Raw genomic sequence first — 18,024 nt, 5'->3', positions numbered from 1 at the left:
TGCAATACCTGGCGCAGCTAGTGCCTTCTTCATAATTTAGATTTGTGTTAGTTCAAAAATAAGTGACGTTTGTGGAAACACTCTAGGCAACTGCATACCAAAGTTTACCAGTGCTTCTCCGCTAAACTGCTGACCATTTATTTGTCCAATCACTGAGGGTGAATACTCGTTTAACTGCGTTGGCCAAATTAAATCTATCTGGTATGTTTTCTCTTCATCTAAACCAACAAAACGATATTTAGGCTGATTCGTTCGCTCAATCTCTTTAATACTATTATAAGCATATAAGCCTTGAGTTCGCTCTTTGTTCACTATGGCAAAATCCACAGAAAACTCATCATCATTCATACGTATTAATTCACCACTATGAATTAAAGTACGGTGTTTCTTATGTAGTTCGATAATGGTTTTTAATTGGGCACTTTCTTCACCGGTGAGTTCACGAGGGTCCATTTCAATACCCATATGGCCAAAAAATGAAACCGCGGCACGCATTTCCATTCCCACTCTACGTCCCGTTATATGGCAATCTCTTGGTCCAACATGTGCTCCCATAATTTCAGCAGGGAAAAAGAATGAACAACCTCGTTGAATAGATAATCTATCTAGGGCATCGTTTGAATCTGAAGTCCAAACTCTATCTGTATGACTTAATACTTCATAATCAATACGTGAGCCACCAGATGAACAACTTTCAATTTCCAAACCTGCATGTGCTGCTTTAATGCGATCAACTAACTTGTAAAAAGCTAACGTTTGTTTGTGAATGGCAGGTTTTCCATACTGATCACCTGCATGGTTGTAATCTCTATTATTATCCCACTTTATATAAGCAATATTAGGGTATTCAATCAGAACATCGTTGATGACTTTAAATAAATACTCCACCACCTCATCGCGCGTTAAGTCAAGAACATATTGGTTGCGAAATGCTAACTGCTCACTTCCTTCAACTGACAATACCCAATCAGGGTGTTGACGAAATAAATCACTATCTGGATTAACCATTTCTGGCTCAAACCAAATACCGAACTCCATACCTTTGTCATTAACATGTTCAATTAACGGCGCTAAACCTTCTGGGTAAATAGCTTTATCAACAAACCAATCACCTAAACCGGCATTATCACCTCGGCGGCCATTAAACCAGCCATCATCAAGTACAAAACGCTCAATGCCTAAGTCAGCAACCTGATCCGCCAATGCTTTTAGGGTATTGATATTATGATCGAAATAAATACCTTCCCAAGTATTATAATGAACAGGTCGTGGTTTACTCTTTATACTTGGCGATAATAAGTGACTACGAACAAACTGATGAAACTTATTTGATAAGTGACTAAAACCTTGGTTTGAATAGCTAGCATAGAGTTTAGGACTTTGATAACTTTCCTGTGCAGCTAACTCAATTTCACCTGGCAATAGTAATTCGCCAAGTTGTGCGTAATTCCGCCCTTCAGGTAAATGCTCTACCCTAAGTTTATTGTTACCACTCCAACCTAGGTGAAAGCCATAGCATTCTCCTGATTGTTCACTGGTTAAATTATTATGAACGACAAAACCGGGGAAATTATCATGCGACGTTTTTCCTTTTCTATTTTCTCGAACAAAGCTACCTAGGAAGAAGTCGACTGTTTGACGAGAAAATTCTTTAGACCAACGCCCTTCAAAAGACATAATTTTGTTCATATTATCAGGTAAAGGTAGCGTTGGTGCTGCACACCAGTTAATGGCTAATGGTTTTTCACCTAAATTAATTAGTGTAGTAGAAGCGGCAAGAACATCAGACTCTTGCTCTAAATGAAGGTGATGAACCACTTTAATATTACGTAATTCATCAAGGCTTTCAAAAATTACTTCATTGTCATTTATTTGATTTACTGCAGAAATATCACCACCTAACCCCCAACCATTAGTTTGATCATGGAGTTCAATACCAGGGCTACCGGTAAAGCCCTGCCCTAATAAAGGAGAAAGCGATATTGGAGCCTCGATAGCCAATGCACAATTAACTTCTTGTCTGGTGGCTAACTGTTTGATCATATTAGCTGTTGTTGCTTTTGTAAGTGATTTACCCCAATACAACACTTCTGGTGTTCGTGATTGACAGTTAATAATCATCGAGACATTACAACTGTTTAACTGTACAAATTGTGTTTTTTTATTCATCGGGACTTTCTCCTAAAGGAAGCTCTTTAACAAAGACTTTATAAAGCTTAAGTACTCTATATTAATTTTCTGCATTAACTACAATAGTAGTAAACTCGGCATAAATTACTCTAAGTCATTTGGATATATTAAGTATTAACAACCGGTGAATAATGCTAAGTATATATTCTGGTTGTGGCTGCAAATTTTGAAAAATCTTAGTACATAATCACCAACAAGTCACCATGAAATGTTCGCAAATAGTGATTTATATGTTCTTTTTGATTCGTTAATTGTTCAGAGTGAGTATAATTTGATGAAATGATTAGCTTTCTATTTACTTATTAAAAGAGGAAATACATCCAAATTATTTCTTTTGTCTAAATCGACTTGGTGATAGCCCTACTGACTTTTTAAAACGCTTAGAGAAATTAAATATTTCTGAGTAACCGACGTAGTGGGCTATTTGAGAAATAGGCCAAGCGGTATTACGTAATAAGTATTTAGCCCGCTCGATACGCAGAAAAATTAATTGTTGGATTGGACTGCGGTTAAATTGTTTTAAACAAAGTCGATGTAAATGAGGTGGCGAATAGTGAACATATTCAGACATCGCTTGTATGGACCAGTTAAAGTGTAACTGCTTTTCAACCGCTGCAAATAAATTTACTAATCGCTGACTTTCAGGTGTTTTATCAACCTTACTGAGAGCTTTCGACAAATAGCTATCAATAATTTCAATCATTGATTTTCGTAACAAAGCTTCTTTTTCTCGATATAGCAACTCTAATGCTAAATGTAATGATTCAAGATTTTGGTTATATAAGACTGTTGGTAAAGTCTGAGGTATATATTGCCATTTATCAATATCACATAAATTCAACCAAATAATATCCCATTGTTGAGCATTTATTTTAACTGAAAATGGAACATTAGCTGGCAAAACTGCCAATGAATGTTCCACTAAACCATAACTGCCAGCCATAGTGGTAAGTGTCCCTTGGCCGGCTAGAGTATAAAACAAGGTGTGATCTGCGGGCTTTATCCGACTAACATGGTATCGTCCAGAGAGATTTGACGATCCTGCCATTTGAATACCTAGCTCAGCAATTTCAGGGGCATTGTCTAAATCTATAAATCGCTCATAACAATTAGGACCAATATCTAATACTTCTTTGAACTTTGACTTCATAACAACAATGATAGTTTTGGATAAACCTTTGATAGTTTTTAGCATAAACTAACTAAGCAATTTTAGCTATATTTACCTTATGCATTAAGTACGTGTTATTACGTAAGGGTTAAAGGTATAAAGTTTATGACCACATTAGCAGCTATTATCCAGCGCAGAGATTGGGAAAACCCACTGTCATTTCAAGTCAACCAAATTAAGGCACATAGCCCACTTAGTGGTTACCAAACAATATCGGATGCTGTAAATAACACTAATAAATCGACAATATCGCTTAATGGTGAATGGGACTTTCAGCTTTTTAATGCCCCGGAGGAAGTGCCAGAGTCATTTATCAACAACAATATCGATGATAAAAATTGGCATAAAATTACTGTGCCCTCGAATTGGCAACTACATGGTTTTGATAAACCTATTTATTGCAATGTAAAATATCCATTTCCTGTCAACCCTCCCTTTGTACCTGCCAACAACCCCACGGGTTGTTACCGAACCAGCTTTACGTTATCCGATGAGCAACTGTCTTTGCAAAACCATATCATTTTTGATGGTGTTAACTCTGCTTTTCACCTTTGGTGTAATGGCCAATGGGTTGGTTATTCACAAGATAGTCGCCTACCTAGTGAGTTCGATTTAACCCACTTTCTTCAAGAAGGAGAAAATAAATTAGCGGTAATGGTCATTCGCTGGAGTGATGGTAGTTATCTTGAAGATCAAGATATGTGGTGGCTGAGTGGCATTTTTCGTGATGTAACTTTACTGTCTAAACCTAAATCACACATTCAAGATGTTTACATTACCCCGGATCTCGATGCTTGCTATCGAGATGCTACCCTCAGCATAAAAACGACCATAGCAGCCCCAAGTACTTATAAGGTACAGGTACAGCTATTTGATGAACAAACTCCTATTTCAGAAAAGCATATTGAAGCAACTAGTAATAAAGTCATCGACGAAAATGGTGGCTACCAAGATATTTGTTTTCATAACATGGCTATTTCATCGCCCACAAAATGGAGCGCAGAAATACCCAAACTATACCGATGCGTGGTGTGCTTGCTTGATGATAATAACCAAATGGTTGATATAGAAGCTTATGATATTGGCTTTAGAAAAATTGAAATTAAAAAAGGACAATTATGCCTCAACGGCAAACCTTTATTAATTCGAGGCGTAAACCGTCATGAACATCATCCAGAGCTTGGTCATGTCGCAACCGAAGCAGATATGATTAACGACATTAAATTAATGAAGCAAAACAATTTTAATGCCGTTCGTACAGCTCACTATCCAAATCATCCTCGTTGGTATGAATTATGTGATCAATTTGGTTTGTACGTATGCGATGAAGCTAATATTGAAACTCATGGCATGTCACCTATGGGGCGCTTAGCCGCTGATCCCCAATGGACACACGCTTTTATGAGTAGATATACACAAATGGCCCAACGTGATAAAAACCATGCCTGTATTATTATTTGGTCATTAGGTAATGAATCAGGCCACGGCTCAACCCATAATGCCATGTATGCTTGGTCAAAAGATTTTGATCCATCTCGCCCTGTTCAATATGAAGGAGGAGGTGCAAATACTAAAGCGACCGATATTATTTGCCCTATGTATTCTAGAGTGGACGAAGATCAACCCTTTGAAGCTGTGCCTAAGTGGTCAATTAAAAAATGGATTGCGCTACCTGAGGAAACTAGACCATTAATTTTATGTGAGTATGCTCATGCTATGGGAAACAGTTTAGGTAGCTTTAATAAATATTGGCAAGCGTTCAGAGCAAACCCACGATTACAAGGAGGCTTTATATGGGATTGGGTCGACCAAGGCTTAACTAAGCAAGATGACAATGGCGATAGTTATTGGGGGTACGGTGGTGACTTTGGCGATGTACAGAACGACAGGCAGTTTTGTATCAATGGTTTAGTGTTTCCTGATAGAACACCGCACCCCTCGCTTAGCGAGGTTAAATATTGCCAACAGTTTTTTCAATGTTGCTTAAGCGAGCAATCGAATACACCACAGAGCCAAACGTTTTTGTTGCACATAACCAGTGAGTACTTGTTTAGAGACACAGATAATGAAAAGTTAATTTGGCGTTTAACTGAAGACGGCAAAACTATTCAGACGTCAACGCTACCATTAGCTATTAAAGCACAATCTACACAAGATATTACGATTGATACTGAGTTTAAACGATTAACTGGCTGCAAATATCATTTAGACATTGAAATTGTAACGATTGAAGATAATGATTTTTCATTGGCCGGAAGCATTATTGCCATTGAGCAATTTAGTCTTAAAAATGTCAATGCAATAACGACAGATCACACTTTAATCAATAGCGGTATTACTAATCAAGATAACGCAACTGCTATAACTCTACATAAATCAGATAAAGAAATAGAGATCAGTAATAAAGCGGCTACATCATCTTCTGATACTTTCACTTTTATTTGGAATAAAGAGTCTGGCCTTTTAACATTATGGCAAAGACAAGGCACTAAAGTCATAAGCTCTCCATTAGTAGATAACTTTTATCGCGCTCCCATTGATAATGATATAGGAACAAGTGAGGCGGATAATATTGATCCCAATGCTTGGGCATCACGTTGGCAAGATGCCGGTATTGAGCACTGGCAACGTTCATGTGTTTATTGCGATGCTTTATCCGTAGGTGATGACATTCAAGTTACGGTTATCTTTCACTACCTGTATCAAGATGTTATACAGGTGAAAAGTCGCTGGCTATATACGGTAGATATTACCGGTGGATTTTCGGTATCAGTAGACGTTGACATTAATGACACAGTACCACCACTACCACGTATAGGGTTAAGCTTCATCAGCCAAGATGAAACCAATGTAAAAAGTACCCCAGTATCATGGTTTGGCCGAGGTCCACATGAAAATTATCCAGATAGAAAAGCGTCATCAACGATTGGCTATTATCAACAAGATGCTAAAGCACTGCATACCGACTATATTTTTCCTTCAGAAAATGGTCTACGGTGTGACTGTAACTCACTCGAAATCAACCAACTGATTATTAATGGCAACTTCCACTTTTCAGTCAGTCAATATAGCCAACAAAAATTAGCTAAAGCCTTGCATACCCATGAACTTAAAACAGATAAATATTTTCATGTGCATATAGACCATCAACACATGGGCATTGGCGGTGATGATTCTTGGAGCCCAAGCGTTCATTCTGAGTTTTTACTTACAGAGAAACACTATAGTTACAAGCTATCATTAAAAGCTAACTAACCTGAGCTCGGCTTAACACATGTTTCTCTAGCAATTACTTTTACTGACTTCTGCGTTAAATTGTCTTGCAATAGACTCGCTATTGACGCGAAATTTACCTTGAATTAAGTAAAACTATCAAGCTAGAGGTTTATTGAAAATAATTTTCACACTATTTCAATAAGTTAAATATCTCTTAAACCGAGTTCAGGTTAACTAAGCTGAATTCGGTTTATATCTATATGCACAGTTGTTTATAGATATAAGCCATACCGTAGTAATAAAAACGTAAGCATTGAACGGCAGTTAAAATACGCTATAATATGGCTCCTTCAAAAAGGCCCCTGCTAAGGATTAGCTATGTTTAAACATGCCGCCATTAAAAAGTATGGTAATAAGTTGTTGCCTTGTTTGCAAAAACGTTATGGTAAACAGCTTTATTATAGTGGCAAACAGATCCGCACAACCGTCTATCATTGTAGCTTTACTCCAAGTCACCTTCCCTTAGGATATATTCTTTTTTTAGAGCCCAAACAGCTTTCAGAGCTGATACACAAAGAATTTCCGAATCTATGTATCAATAGTTATAAACAAGAAATGCGTGACTATTTGAATGAACGTAAATATCATGGCTACTTACGACGATTAGCGGTTTAAGAATGACATGACGAACACAACAAATTGGCAACTAAAACACTTTACAGAGCTTTCACTCGATGAGCTTTATGATGCATTAAAGCTTCGAGTTGATGTTTTTGTGGTAGAGCAAACCTGTTATTACCCTGATCTTGATGGTGAACAAAATCAGCTTGATAGGCACGTAGAGACTCTGCATTTATTAGGTTATCAAGCGGGTCAATTAACCTCGTATTTGCGCATACTTCCTCAAGGTCAAAGTTATGATGACTTTATTAGCATTGGCCGCGTAGCAATAGCTGAACAAGCAAGAGGAACTGGTTTAGGGCATGAATTAATGACTGAAGCATTAAGTGCTTGCCAACAATATTTTCCTGAGCAAAACATTAAAATTTCAGCCCAAGAACACCTCATTAACTTTTACCAACAACATGGCTTTGAACAGGTATCTGAAATGTACCTTGAAGACAATATTCCCCATGTTGCGATGGTAAAAATTATAAAGCCCTAATACGTCAGTTAGCTCATTATAAATGAGCTAATATTGGCAACTGACAAAATTAGCAGCACAAGAAAAGTTAAGATCATGCCGATAACTCTTGGTGGAGTAGCACCAATTGAATTACTTAAACCTGCGGCATGTAAAAATCTTCCCAATAGTAATGTAGCTCCTAATAGGTGAACCCAAAGAGGGTTAGCACCATTAAACTCAAAACACGCTAATAAGAGTAGTGCTAAAGGAATGTACTCAGAAAAGTTGCCGTGCACCCTAATAGCTTTTGTTAATAGCTTTTCACCACCATCACCAACACCTACCTTTAAACTACGGCGCAAGCCAATCACTTTAAAAGAAAGGTAAATAAAGACCAAGGCCAATAAACTCGCATAAAGTGCTGTAATTGTTATATTCATTTATTTTTCCACTATTATTTTTTCAGACAGACTAAAACAAAAAACTCGCCGAAGCGAGTTTTATTTACCTATGTAAAGATAATTTACATTAAGATAATTGTTTCGATAATAAAGCATTAACCGCTTCAACGGCTTGTGTGCCATCAACAGTTAAGTACTGACAGTTACCTGATTTAGCTTCTGCTTGGTAGAAGTCAACTAACGGCTTAGTTTGCTCGTGGTAAATAGCTAAACGCTTACGCACTGTTGCTTCTTCATCGTCAGGACGAATCGACAAATCATCACCTGTTACGTCATCTTTACCTTCAACTTTTGGTGGGTTATACACTAAGTGATAAACACGACCTGAGCCAGAATGAACACGACGGCCAGCCATACGTTCAACAATTACTTCATCAGGTACATCAAATTCGAGTACGTGATCAACGTTAACACCGTTTTCTTTCATAGCATCCGCTTGAGGAATGGTACGAGGAAAGCCATCCAGTAAGAAGCCTGCTTGGCAATCATCTTCTTTAATACGCTCTTTCACCAAACCTATGATTAGCTCATCGGATACCAACTGACCTGCATCCATAACCGCTTTCGCTTGTTTACCTAATTCAGTGCCTGCTTTAATAGCCGCGCGCAACATATCGCCCGTTGAAATTTGTGGAATACCGAATTTAGCCATTAAGAACTGTGCTTGTGTGCCTTTGCCCGCACCAGGAGCACCAAGAAGTACAATACGCATATAAACTAACCTTTAAATGATGGTTTTTAAAATAATAAGAATAATTACATTAAAATAAGCTTCATATTATGGAGCCATAACACTTTTGATCACACTAATGTAATAATTCTTTGGTAATATAATTGTCGCGGCAGACACTATACAAGCATGCCTATAAGCAAACAAGCATAGCATACAAAAAAGGAGCATTCATTTATAGTGAATTGCCCCTTTTTTCGACTAAAGTCTTAACATTTAATGCTCTTTTAAAACCTTGACCGCTATTTTTTGTTAATTGTAAGGCTAAAACTCACCTAAGCCCTGTTACCTCAGTAGAAATAACCTTCTAGGTGAGCATTAATGCTTACCAAACAATACTACTTAGTTAAGCTAAGCATTAGTTTGTTTAAACGAGATACAAAGCTAGCAGGATCTTTTAAGCTACCACGCTCAGCTAACATCGCTTGCTCAAACAATACTTCAACCCATTGGCCGAACTTGTCATCATCTTGCTCATCCGCAACATGTTTAACTAAGTCATGCTCACCGTTAATTTCAAAGATTGGTAGTGACTCTGGTACTTCTTGACCTACAGAAGCCATCAGTTTAGCCATTTGGCTACTCATATCATTCTCATCAGCAACTATACAAGCAGGAGAATCAGTTAAACGCTGTGACAATTTAACGTCTTTCACTTTATCTTTAAGCGCTTCTTTAATTCGAACAACAACGCTATCGTATTCTTTCTCTAGCTTTTCTTGCGCTTCTTTAGTTTCAGCATCATCCATATCACCAAGATCTAAACCGCCACGAGTTACTGATTGTAATTGCTTACCATCAAACTCATTTAAGTGACTTACTAACCACTCATCAATACGGTCAGACATTAATAATACTTCAATGCCTTTCTTACGGAATACTTCTAAATGCGGGCTATTTTTAGCCGCTTCGAAGCTATCTGCAACCACATAGTAAATTTTGTCTTGGCCTTCTTTCATGCGTTCAATGTATGACGCTAAAGATACACTTTGAATAGCGTTATCTTCATTGGTTGAAGCAAAACGTAACAAACCAGCAACTTGCTCTTTATTAGCGGCGTCTTCAGCAGGGCCTTCTTTTAATACTTGACCAAACTCATCCCAAAAACCTTGGTATTGCTCAGCATCTTTTTTGCCAAGCTTTTCCAACATTTTTAATACACGCTTAGTACAGCCTTTACGGATAGCTTGGGTGACTTTGTTGTCTTGTAAAATTTCACGAGAAACGTTTAATGGTAAGTCATTTGAGTCTAGCAAGCCTTTAACAAACCTTAGGTAAGTTGGCATGAATTGCTCTGCATCATCCATAATAAATACACGTTGAACGTAAAGCTTTAAGCCGTGTTGTTTTTCACGGTTATACATATCAAATGGTGCTTTTGATGGTAGATATAAAAGTGAAGTGTATTCTGTCTTACCTTCTACTTTGTTATGCTCCCATAATAATGGGTCGCCGTAATCATGTGATACATGCTTATAGAATTCTTTATATTCATCGTCAGAAACTTCTGCTTTCTCACGTGTCCATAAAGCCGTTGCTTTGTTAACCGGCTCCCATAAAGCAGGAACCGCATCACGCGCTTCAACAGCTGGTGTGGTTACATTGCCTTCATCATCTTTTACTTCATCAACAGCTTCAACAGCTGCCACTTCAGGCGTTAGCATTTCAACAGAAACAGAAATGTGATCAGAATATTTAGTCACTATAGACTTTAAGCGCCAATCATCAGCAAATTCACTTTCATCTTCTTTAAGATGTAAAATAATATCAGTACCACGATTCGCTTTTTCGATAGTCGCAGTAGTAAAGTCACCTTCGCCAGCACTTACCCACTCAACACCTTCGTTAGCATTATCACCAGCACGACGAGTACGTACGGTAACTTTATCAGCAACGATAAATGCAGAATAAAAACCAACACCGAATTGACCGATTAATTGTGAATCTGCCGCTTGGTCACCTGAAAGCTTTGAGAAAAACTCCGCCGTACCAGATTTAGCAATAGTACCTAAGTGCTCGATAACTTCATCTTGGCTCATGCCAATGCCGTTATCTGAAATAGTTAAGGTATTGTTTTCTTTATCACAGCTAACACGTACACGTAACTCACCATCACCTTCATATAAATCAGCATTTGATAGCGCTTTAAAACGTAATTTATCCGAGGCATCGGCTGCGTTCGATACTAGTTCACGTAAGAAAATCTCTTTATTAGAATAAAGAGAGTGGATCATTAGTTGAAGTATTTTTGCATTGTCTGATGCAAATTCGTGTTTTTGTGGTGTATTTTCGACTGTCATTTAAGGTTAACCTCTAACTATTTCTTTATTTCGTAATTAATTTGAAAAATAACCCAACATTTTATAGCGGGTTAAATCAGGATAAATCGCTGTAACCTTATTTGAGGATTGTTTATTTTTTTTCAAGGGGGGAGTTTTCGAAAATACACATTTGAGTACTTATTTACTCATTTTAATTAGCGTGACACGCTCAAATCAGCTTGTTAATTTGAGCGTTTGATAGTCACTAAAAATAATCTTTTCGGCCAGCTAAAGCATGCGACAAGGTATTACCATCGACATATTCTAATTCGCCACCTACAGGGACACCATGAGCAATACGCGAGATATTCACTTTATATTGTTGTGCTAACTCGGCGATAAAGTGCGCGGTTGCTTCTCCTTCCACCGTAGGATTAGTCGCTAAAATCACTTCTAAAAATTGGCCACTGGCAAATTGCTTCTCTAGTATATCTAAACCTAAATCATCAGGACCAATGCCATCGATGGGTGACAAATGTCCCATCAATACAAAGTACCTTCCAGAGAACTCGCCCGTTTGTTCAATAGCGATTACATCACCTGGGCTTTCAACGACACACAAGGTTGTGGCAATTTTTCGCTTAGGACTTTGGCAAATTTCACATAATGCTTCTTCGGTAAAATTACGACAAGATTGGCAATGCCCAATCTCTGTCATGGCTGAGCATAGCGTTGTTGCAAGCTTACTGCCGCCACGACGGTTTCGCTCAAGTAGATGAAATGCCATGCGCTGAGCTGACTTTGCTCCGACACCAGGTAAGCATTTTAATGAGTCGATAAGCTCTTGTACTAAGGGACTAAATTTCATGTTGATTAATGATTTCTCGGCTATGTTAGGTATGATTAACACTATCGAATCATTATACGCATATCATCTAATAATTCACAGATAAGAAACCGAGCAACGATGCCTCTACTTAGATAACATAAAATCAGTTTTAGCAGATATTTCTTTTATGACATTCATTCGCTTATTTTTAGGTTAATCCCTTAAAAATGAACTTGATGGCAGACAACTTTAGCTAATGTAATTCAATTTAGCTTTAAGTGGTAAGGTGATTTAGAAAGGTAATAACCGTAACGAAAAACACCAACCCCAACAGTTGGTGTATTAATTTGAGATTAAACTATCTGTAATTCTTTGTTTTTCGAAATACTAGTCCTAATAGACCCAATGCCAATATAACATGCGTAGAAGGCTCAGGAACTTCTGCAACCTGTGTTAGTATGATCTCGGAAATGTTTAGCCTTGCAAAACCTTCTTCTTTGAGTGGTGCAGAGTCTTGATAATATTCTGCCGCTGCAAATTCTAATTTATCCATATCAATAGTTTTGGGTAGATTTCCAATTTCATAACCATCAAACAAACCGTCTTCAAACACTAAAAACATATAATATTCTAGCGCGTTAGTTGAGTCCCCTTGTGGCATTCCAATCCCAATAATATCATAAGAAACATCGTCTTCTGTAAGCCCTAAGAAGTCAAAATTAGGATCACTCGCCCATTGCTCAGAACGAGAATCTTGAAATTCTATTTCAACACTTTGAGAGCCAACACAGTGAGGAGTTCTTCCATCTCTGATACATCCAACACTATAAGTGTATGGGTCATTTAATTCCCATACTTGATAACCTTCCCAATTAACTCTTGAGCCAACAGCTGAATTAACATCTAGGTGAAAATTAGAAAAAAACGCAAAATCACTACCTATGCTATCAACAAAAGACCCTGTTGTTTCAGGCTCTCCAGCAATAGTACCTCTGACTTCAATATTATAGATAATAGTTGCACTGGCAAAATTTGAGAACAGTATAAAAACTAGGGGTAAAATTAATTTTTGTAAATATTTCATAAATCTCCTTTAGATCCTTCTCTTTAAACTTCATTAAGTTATAAAATTAATGTCCACTTTCAAGCCCTCGAATTCGTACAAAAAACATACCACAAAATAAAATATTAACATTTTCAAAGTGATGGGATTTTGTACTAAACAAGAAAACAGTCGATTGTAAATTTCTTTGACACAAAATGTGTTTATTCAAACCATAGGAACGAAAAAGCCCAGCATTACTGCTGGGCTTTGGATTTATTCTTAAGCAATTTTACTAATTAGTTGCCAGAAAGTTCGCGTTTAAGCTCATCTTTATTCACCAAGTTTTTATCACTTTGCACAAGTGGTAAAGAGCGTTTGTATACGACTCTACTTGGGATCATATAAGAAGCTAAGTGTTTTTTCAGCTCAAACAAAATTTCGTTTTCGGTAATTTCATTTAACGATGAATAAACCATAACTATTTCTTCTTCGATGATGTCGTTATCAATCCCAAACACTGCGCACTGCTCAATTTGAGGGATGTTCTTCGCGACTACCGACTCCACTTCATAAGGGGATACTCTAAAGCCGCGAGTTTTTATCATGTCATCTTGTCTTGAAACAAAGTACAGATAACCTTCCTCATCTTTATAAACATAATCACCTGTGGCGACAACAATTTCATCTGCCAACTGCCCTTCTAAATTGATAACATCTTTTAAAATTTGCACCGATTTAAAGCGCTGGGCATTTTGCTCTGGGGCATTCCAAAAGCCGCGATAAATATAACCACCACGGTGTATCAACTCACCTACTTCACGTACACCACATTCTTTGCCATCTTCATTGATAACATAAAGTTCAACATCAGGAATGGCTTTACCAATAGAGTCCGGTCTAATTTGTGCTTGTGCAGGATCTAGGTATGTGGAGCGAAATGCTTCTGTTAAACCGTGCATAGAGTAAAAGTCTGCTTGGGTAAAAGTGTTTTTACAATCTTTCACCATTTTAGCGGTAACATTACCGCCCGATGAGGTAATAGTTTTAACGCTGTCGAAAAGTTCGGCGCTAGGGATCCTGTCAACACCATCAAATAACTGTGAAATATTAACCGGCATTAACGGCAGTACGGTTACTTTATCATTAATGATATGGTTGAAATAATCTTCAGGTAAAATAAAGCGGTGCAAGGCTAAAGTCGCTTTTTTATATAGGGTACAAAAGATTTGATTTAAGCCGTAATCAAGATTAAATATCAGTACACCTGAGATAATATCGTCATGTGCCAAGTTCAAATATTGTGACACAACACGCGCAGAATCAATTAAATTTCTGTGTGAGATGACGATACCTTTTGGCGTACCTGAAACACCAAAAGAATAGGTAATAACGGCATTACTATGGCCACTGATATCACATGAGTATGGCTTGTTATAGTATTTGAAAATTTCTTCAAACGAAGGGATATCTTTACCGGCTGTTTCATACGAAATAACATGACCGTCAAAGTTAATCTCTTCAATACTTTCGAGTTTTACTTTATCAGTAATAATACATTGAATATCACAATCGTTGATAATGTATTCAACTTGCTCAGGCTTCAACAACGTCGTTAAAGGTACTAAAATATAATCAGTTGATAAAATGGCTAGTACCGCAATAACTTGCTCTATACCTTTAGTGGAATAGATTCCAACTCTCGAGTCTTTGGGTAAATCTAATTCATTTAAGTAAAACGCCACTTGGTTTACTTTGGCAAATAACTCAGCATAGCTAATGCTTTTTTCATTATATATAACAGCCGTTTTATCACTATGGGCAGTTACCGCACCTTCAAGTAGTGTTCTAATACAGTTTATTGACATAAATTTTTCCTCGCACTTTACAGGCTAGCGGCCTCAAGTGTCCAAATATCATAATTACTATCAAGCACAGTGGTAGGGTTATGTGCTGAATTAAGGATTTTTTTGTAGAAAAACGAAATAATATCTTCAATTTCTTGTGTCGTTAATACCTTAGTAATACCGCCAGTTAAGACAATAGAATTGATAGAAAGTAATTTAAGATTTATATAAGCTTCTCGATAATGTGACATTTTACATAACACTAAAAATATCGCCAATTGCATTAGTATTTTAGTGGCTTTTTCACTTTGCTCTTCAAAAATATTTTCGGTGACTTTCAAGTGCATTAATAGCTCATAAACAAATTCATTGTTTTTGGCAGCAAAAATTAATGACTGCTTCGATTTATATACCCCAAGCTTTTTAAACACTAAGCGATCATATTCATTCTCTGTGACTAAGTTATCGTCAACCAAATCTTTCGAGTAATGAATATCCGTCGTCGCACCGCCAATATCTAACAAGATAAATGGATTCACCACAGAGAACTTGCTATCAATCATTGGCAAAGTTTTATTAACGATATAAGGCGTTGAAAATATTTGATTTGAAGTAATGTCGTATAAGTTTTTAACATCTTCCTTACCTTCGATATCCTTCTGATACAGATTAGTTAAATACTCTCTTAAGTTATCTTCAACAATATGTAGACGGTTATCGATAATATTTGGCAATATTTCAATATTACTGATCTTCTCTTGTACTTTTGGTGCGTCAAGCTCATTACCAACAAATACAATATTCGAATACTGTAATTTAGCTAAATAGTTATATAGATTGTCAGAAAAAACATCACCATTTGAATTAATGCCGCCCACAATAATAACAACGTCGATTAAATCGCTAGGAATTGAGTACTCTTCAATGTTTTGATAAAGCACAGTATCAATAATATTAATGCCAGAATTAAACGCGATGTTAGTGGCATACTTTAAAGAAAAAGTATTGGTAATGCCGGTAATCAAGGTGGTTAACCCGCCATTGGCAGATGAACAAATATGAACATCTTCTTTTTCAAAACCTTTAATGGTATTACCGCACTTGTGCATTAGATCATCTAAAATATCTTTATTAAAGTCACGAAAATGCTGCTCTAATTTGTCCGCGGTACTTAATTTAAAGTAGGTACTGCCCACATCAATAAGCAATTTACCGTGATTGTTTTCTACATCTTTGGCGCTCATTGCATAATTCCTATATCGTGAATAATATCGTTAACAATACTGGTGGTGTCTTTCGTTAAATCGCACTGCGCTTTATCATAAGCGTAACAACGATCTGGAATCGGCACGTTACCCCGCTTTATTATCCTGATATTTTTCTTCGCATCTCTAATCGTGATCAACTTATTGTGATTAATAATATGCGGTGAAAATGGCACATCAATGATGCCATTTTTAATAGAGTTAAAGACTTTACGCCATAAGGTGTCAGCAGGATCGTTAAACACAGCTTCCATAATAGCTTTCACCTGCAGCGTTAACATCTCTTCTTCTTCTTCATCAACCACATTAGGTAAGCCGTTTAAAATCCCTAAAGTATACTGGGTATTAGCTACCGTTTTAGCGTTCGCTTCTTTGGTTGGAATACCAGAAGCTTCTTCGCGAGTTTTGGTGATGATTTTATCTGCGCCTACCATAGAAGCAATAACGGTAGACATATTAATGAGCTGCTCGGCATAGTCTTTATTCATTGGGAATGCGCCCATCCACTGGTGATAAACCAAGTGAATAACGGCATCGCCACAATTAATTTGCTCGGCATAATATTTGGCAAGCTTTTTAATCACTGCGCCAGTGACAATGTCTTGATTCATCGAGCCTTGTTGAGCAAATGATACCGAAAATGACTTCACCCCTTCTTCAAGGGATAACAACATTTCAAGTAGCTGAATAACAATGGTAATAGCTGGAGGTACTAAAGTAGCCGTTAACGGACCAAACGATTCTCTATTAATTGGCTCATTTAATTTAGAATAATTAGCACAAACACGCTCAACATACTTCCAGTATAAAAAGGCTTTATCAAGTGGGAAGTTTTTTGAGTAAGGTAAAAGGTAGGTAATGGGTCCACCTTCAATTTCAAAAATACCTGAGGCTATGGCAGTTTCAATTAATAACCTTGCATCAGGAGTACCGTGTCTTAGACTCACCGGCTTATTAAAATGAGTGATCATTTGACGTGTCGTTCTGTAGCCGTGATTTACTAACGGGTAACCGTTTAGCATATCAACATCATTCTCTTCACTTAAACGCAGCATCTTCTTTGAAGTAGCATAGTCATTTAGGCGAGTATTTGAATCTATGGTTAACGGCAGTACATCAACGTTAGCATCGACAAAAAATTCATATAAGGCAAATTGCTTTTTATACGTTGGAAAACCGCCGCGTGGTTGCACCAACATTTTGTTTCTCTTTTTAAAATGGTGCGAGATAAATAGATCTTTACTGGCATTTTTCACAAACTCTGCCACTTCGGCAAAATCAAAGGACTCGACATACTCATTGCTAAGAATGATTTCTCTTTCTTCCTGCAGCAAACTCATTATTTAATACTCTCTTTTTCTTTCATATTTCTTTCGACTAACAAATCTTCCAACATATCTAAGCCAGTGTTTAAGTCCACTTGATGACAAACAATATCGAAGCCATAATTTTTATACTTAGGCACAATATCTTCAGCATTACCTGTACCCACGACCAAGTTGCCACCTATCATCATGATAAGATCATCTAAGTTTTTATATTTAGCTTTTAGTAACTTAACTTCACGACCCCAGCCTTCGGCTTCACCATTTAACGATGAAATCAATAATACTTCTGCGCCAGTCTCAACTACTGCATCAAAAAACTCTTCTAAATAGGTGTTAACCCCTAAGTTAAACACCTCATAACCTCTAGCGTTAAGGGACAGCTCTATTAATCGGTTGGCGACCACATGAATATCATTACCAACCACACCTGTTACTACCTTCATATTTATTTGCCTAGCACTTGTATATACATATTTATTCATTTTTAGTGAATACATAATATCAAAATTTATATTAAAACACTCCTTTAATGCTAGAATACTGCCTTATACCGTATAT

At 37.1% G+C, this 18,024-nt stretch carries 14 protein-coding genes; 3 read left to right on the top strand and 11 right to left on the bottom strand.

Features of this window, described 5'->3' with window-relative positions; translation table 11 throughout:
* Positions 1-36: 36 nt before the first annotated feature.
* Positions 37-2,169 carry an alpha-galactosidase gene (locus AC27IF_RS09570; protein ID WP_487053957.1) on the bottom strand — a complete coding sequence of 711 codons (2,133 nt, stop codon included), beginning with the start codon at positions 2,167-2,169 and terminating at the stop codon, positions 37-39.
* A 346-nt stretch (positions 2,170-2,515) separates the two neighbouring features.
* Positions 2,516-3,340, bottom strand: coding sequence for a helix-turn-helix transcriptional regulator (locus AC27IF_RS09565; RefSeq protein WP_487054024.1), 825 nt, complete (start codon positions 3,338-3,340; stop codon positions 2,516-2,518).
* A gap of 126 nt (positions 3,341-3,466) precedes the next feature.
* On the opposite strand from AC27IF_RS09565, the gene AC27IF_RS09560 reads away from it, so the two are divergent.
* The 3 genes from AC27IF_RS09560 to AC27IF_RS09550 all read left to right on the top strand — a co-directional run bounded on the left by AC27IF_RS09560 (position 3,467) and on the right by AC27IF_RS09550 (position 7,742).
* The gene (locus tag AC27IF_RS09560) at positions 3,467-6,616 is read left to right on the top strand and encodes a beta-galactosidase (RefSeq protein ID WP_487053956.1); all 3,150 of its coding nucleotides are present in this window, start codon (positions 3,467-3,469) and stop codon (positions 6,614-6,616) included.
* 339 nt (positions 6,617-6,955) lie between these two features.
* Positions 6,956-7,252, top strand: coding sequence for a DUF6559 family protein (locus tag AC27IF_RS09555; RefSeq protein WP_487053954.1), 297 nt, complete (start codon positions 6,956-6,958; stop codon positions 7,250-7,252).
* Between the two features lie 7 nt (positions 7,253-7,259).
* Positions 7,260-7,742, top strand: coding sequence for a GNAT family N-acetyltransferase (locus tag AC27IF_RS09550; protein WP_487053952.1), 483 nt, complete (start codon positions 7,260-7,262; stop codon positions 7,740-7,742).
* Positions 7,743-7,750: 8 nt separating this feature from the next.
* Here AC27IF_RS09550 and AC27IF_RS09545 read toward each other — a convergent pair whose 3' ends face one another.
* The 9 genes from AC27IF_RS09545 to glmS all read right to left on the bottom strand — a co-directional run bounded on the left by AC27IF_RS09545 (position 7,751) and on the right by glmS (position 17,909).
* Positions 7,751-8,143, bottom strand: coding sequence for an MAPEG family protein (locus AC27IF_RS09545; RefSeq protein WP_487053950.1), 393 nt, complete (start codon positions 8,141-8,143; stop codon positions 7,751-7,753).
* A gap of 88 nt (positions 8,144-8,231) precedes the next feature.
* Complete coding sequence (gene adk, locus AC27IF_RS09540) at positions 8,232-8,876, bottom strand: adenylate kinase (protein WP_487053949.1); 645 nt, start codon at positions 8,874-8,876, stop codon at positions 8,232-8,234.
* Between the two features lie 356 nt (positions 8,877-9,232).
* Positions 9,233-11,194: a molecular chaperone HtpG gene (gene htpG / locus AC27IF_RS09535; RefSeq protein ID WP_487053947.1), complete on the bottom strand. Its 1,962-nt coding sequence runs from the start codon at positions 11,192-11,194 to the stop codon at positions 9,233-9,235.
* A gap of 226 nt (positions 11,195-11,420) precedes the next feature.
* On the bottom strand, positions 11,421-12,023 hold the full coding sequence (gene recR, locus AC27IF_RS09530; protein WP_487053946.1) for a recombination mediator RecR: 603 nt from the start codon (positions 12,021-12,023) through the stop codon (positions 11,421-11,423).
* Between the two features lie 319 nt (positions 12,024-12,342).
* Positions 12,343-13,068: a PEP-CTERM sorting domain-containing protein gene (locus tag AC27IF_RS09525; protein WP_487053945.1), complete on the bottom strand. Its 726-nt coding sequence runs from the start codon at positions 13,066-13,068 to the stop codon at positions 12,343-12,345.
* 257 nt (positions 13,069-13,325) lie between these two features.
* Complete coding sequence (locus tag AC27IF_RS09520; protein ID WP_487053943.1) at positions 13,326-14,894, bottom strand: AMP-binding protein; 1,569 nt, start codon at positions 14,892-14,894, stop codon at positions 13,326-13,328.
* 17 nt (positions 14,895-14,911) lie between these two features.
* A complete protein-coding gene (locus AC27IF_RS09515; protein ID WP_487053941.1) occupies positions 14,912-16,117 on the bottom strand; it encodes a glutamate mutase L in 1,206 nt (401 codons plus the stop codon).
* Positions 16,114-17,478 carry a hypothetical protein gene (locus AC27IF_RS09510; protein ID WP_487053939.1) on the bottom strand — a complete coding sequence of 455 codons (1,365 nt, stop codon included), beginning with the start codon at positions 17,476-17,478 and terminating at the stop codon, positions 16,114-16,116. Before AC27IF_RS09510 ends, AC27IF_RS09515 begins: the two co-directional genes overlap by 4 nt.
* On the bottom strand, positions 17,478-17,909 hold the full coding sequence (gene glmS, locus AC27IF_RS09505) for a methylaspartate mutase subunit S (protein ID WP_487053937.1): 432 nt from the start codon (positions 17,907-17,909) through the stop codon (positions 17,478-17,480). Before glmS ends, AC27IF_RS09510 begins: the two co-directional genes overlap by 1 nt.
* Positions 17,910-18,024 lie beyond the last annotated feature (115 nt).

This window comes from Colwellia sp. KS18-150, from assembly GCF_057551365.1.
This window is presented reverse-complemented; position numbering and strand designations above follow the sequence as displayed.

Excerpts from the sequence above, each read along its gene's own strand:
- AC27IF_RS09560 (WP_487053956.1), top strand. The coding sequence starts at position 3,467 with ATGACCACATTAGCAGCTATTATCCAGCGCAGAGATTGGGAAAACCCA.
- AC27IF_RS09550 (WP_487053952.1), top strand. The coding sequence starts at position 7,260 with ATGACGAACACAACAAATTGGCAACTAAAACACTTTACAGAGCTTTCA.
- AC27IF_RS09555 (WP_487053954.1), top strand. The coding sequence starts at position 6,956 with ATGTTTAAACATGCCGCCATTAAAAAGTATGGTAATAAGTTGTTGCCT.
- adk (WP_487053949.1), bottom strand. The coding sequence starts at position 8,876 with ATGCGTATTGTACTTCTTGGTGCTCCTGGTGCGGGCAAAGGCACACAA.
- AC27IF_RS09520 (WP_487053943.1), bottom strand. The coding sequence starts at position 14,894 with ATGTCAATAAACTGTATTAGAACACTACTTGAAGGTGCGGTAACTGCC.
- AC27IF_RS09525 (WP_487053945.1), bottom strand. The coding sequence starts at position 13,068 with ATGAAATATTTACAAAAATTAATTTTACCCCTAGTTTTTATACTGTTC.
- glmS (WP_487053937.1), bottom strand. The coding sequence starts at position 17,909 with ATGAAGGTAGTAACAGGTGTGGTTGGTAATGATATTCATGTGGTCGCC.
- AC27IF_RS09510 (WP_487053939.1), bottom strand. The coding sequence starts at position 17,478 with ATGAGTTTGCTGCAGGAAGAAAGAGAAATCATTCTTAGCAATGAGTAT.
- AC27IF_RS09570 (WP_487053957.1), bottom strand. The coding sequence starts at position 2,169 with ATGAATAAAAAAACACAATTTGTACAGTTAAACAGTTGTAATGTCTCG.
- recR (WP_487053946.1), bottom strand. The coding sequence starts at position 12,023 with ATGAAATTTAGTCCCTTAGTACAAGAGCTTATCGACTCATTAAAATGC.
- AC27IF_RS09515 (WP_487053941.1), bottom strand. The coding sequence starts at position 16,117 with ATGAGCGCCAAAGATGTAGAAAACAATCACGGTAAATTGCTTATTGAT.
- htpG (WP_487053947.1), bottom strand. The coding sequence starts at position 11,194 with ATGACAGTCGAAAATACACCACAAAAACACGAATTTGCATCAGACAAT.
- AC27IF_RS09545 (WP_487053950.1), bottom strand. The coding sequence starts at position 8,143 with ATGAATATAACAATTACAGCACTTTATGCGAGTTTATTGGCCTTGGTC.
- AC27IF_RS09565 (WP_487054024.1), bottom strand. The coding sequence starts at position 3,340 with ATGAAGTCAAAGTTCAAAGAAGTATTAGATATTGGTCCTAATTGTTAT.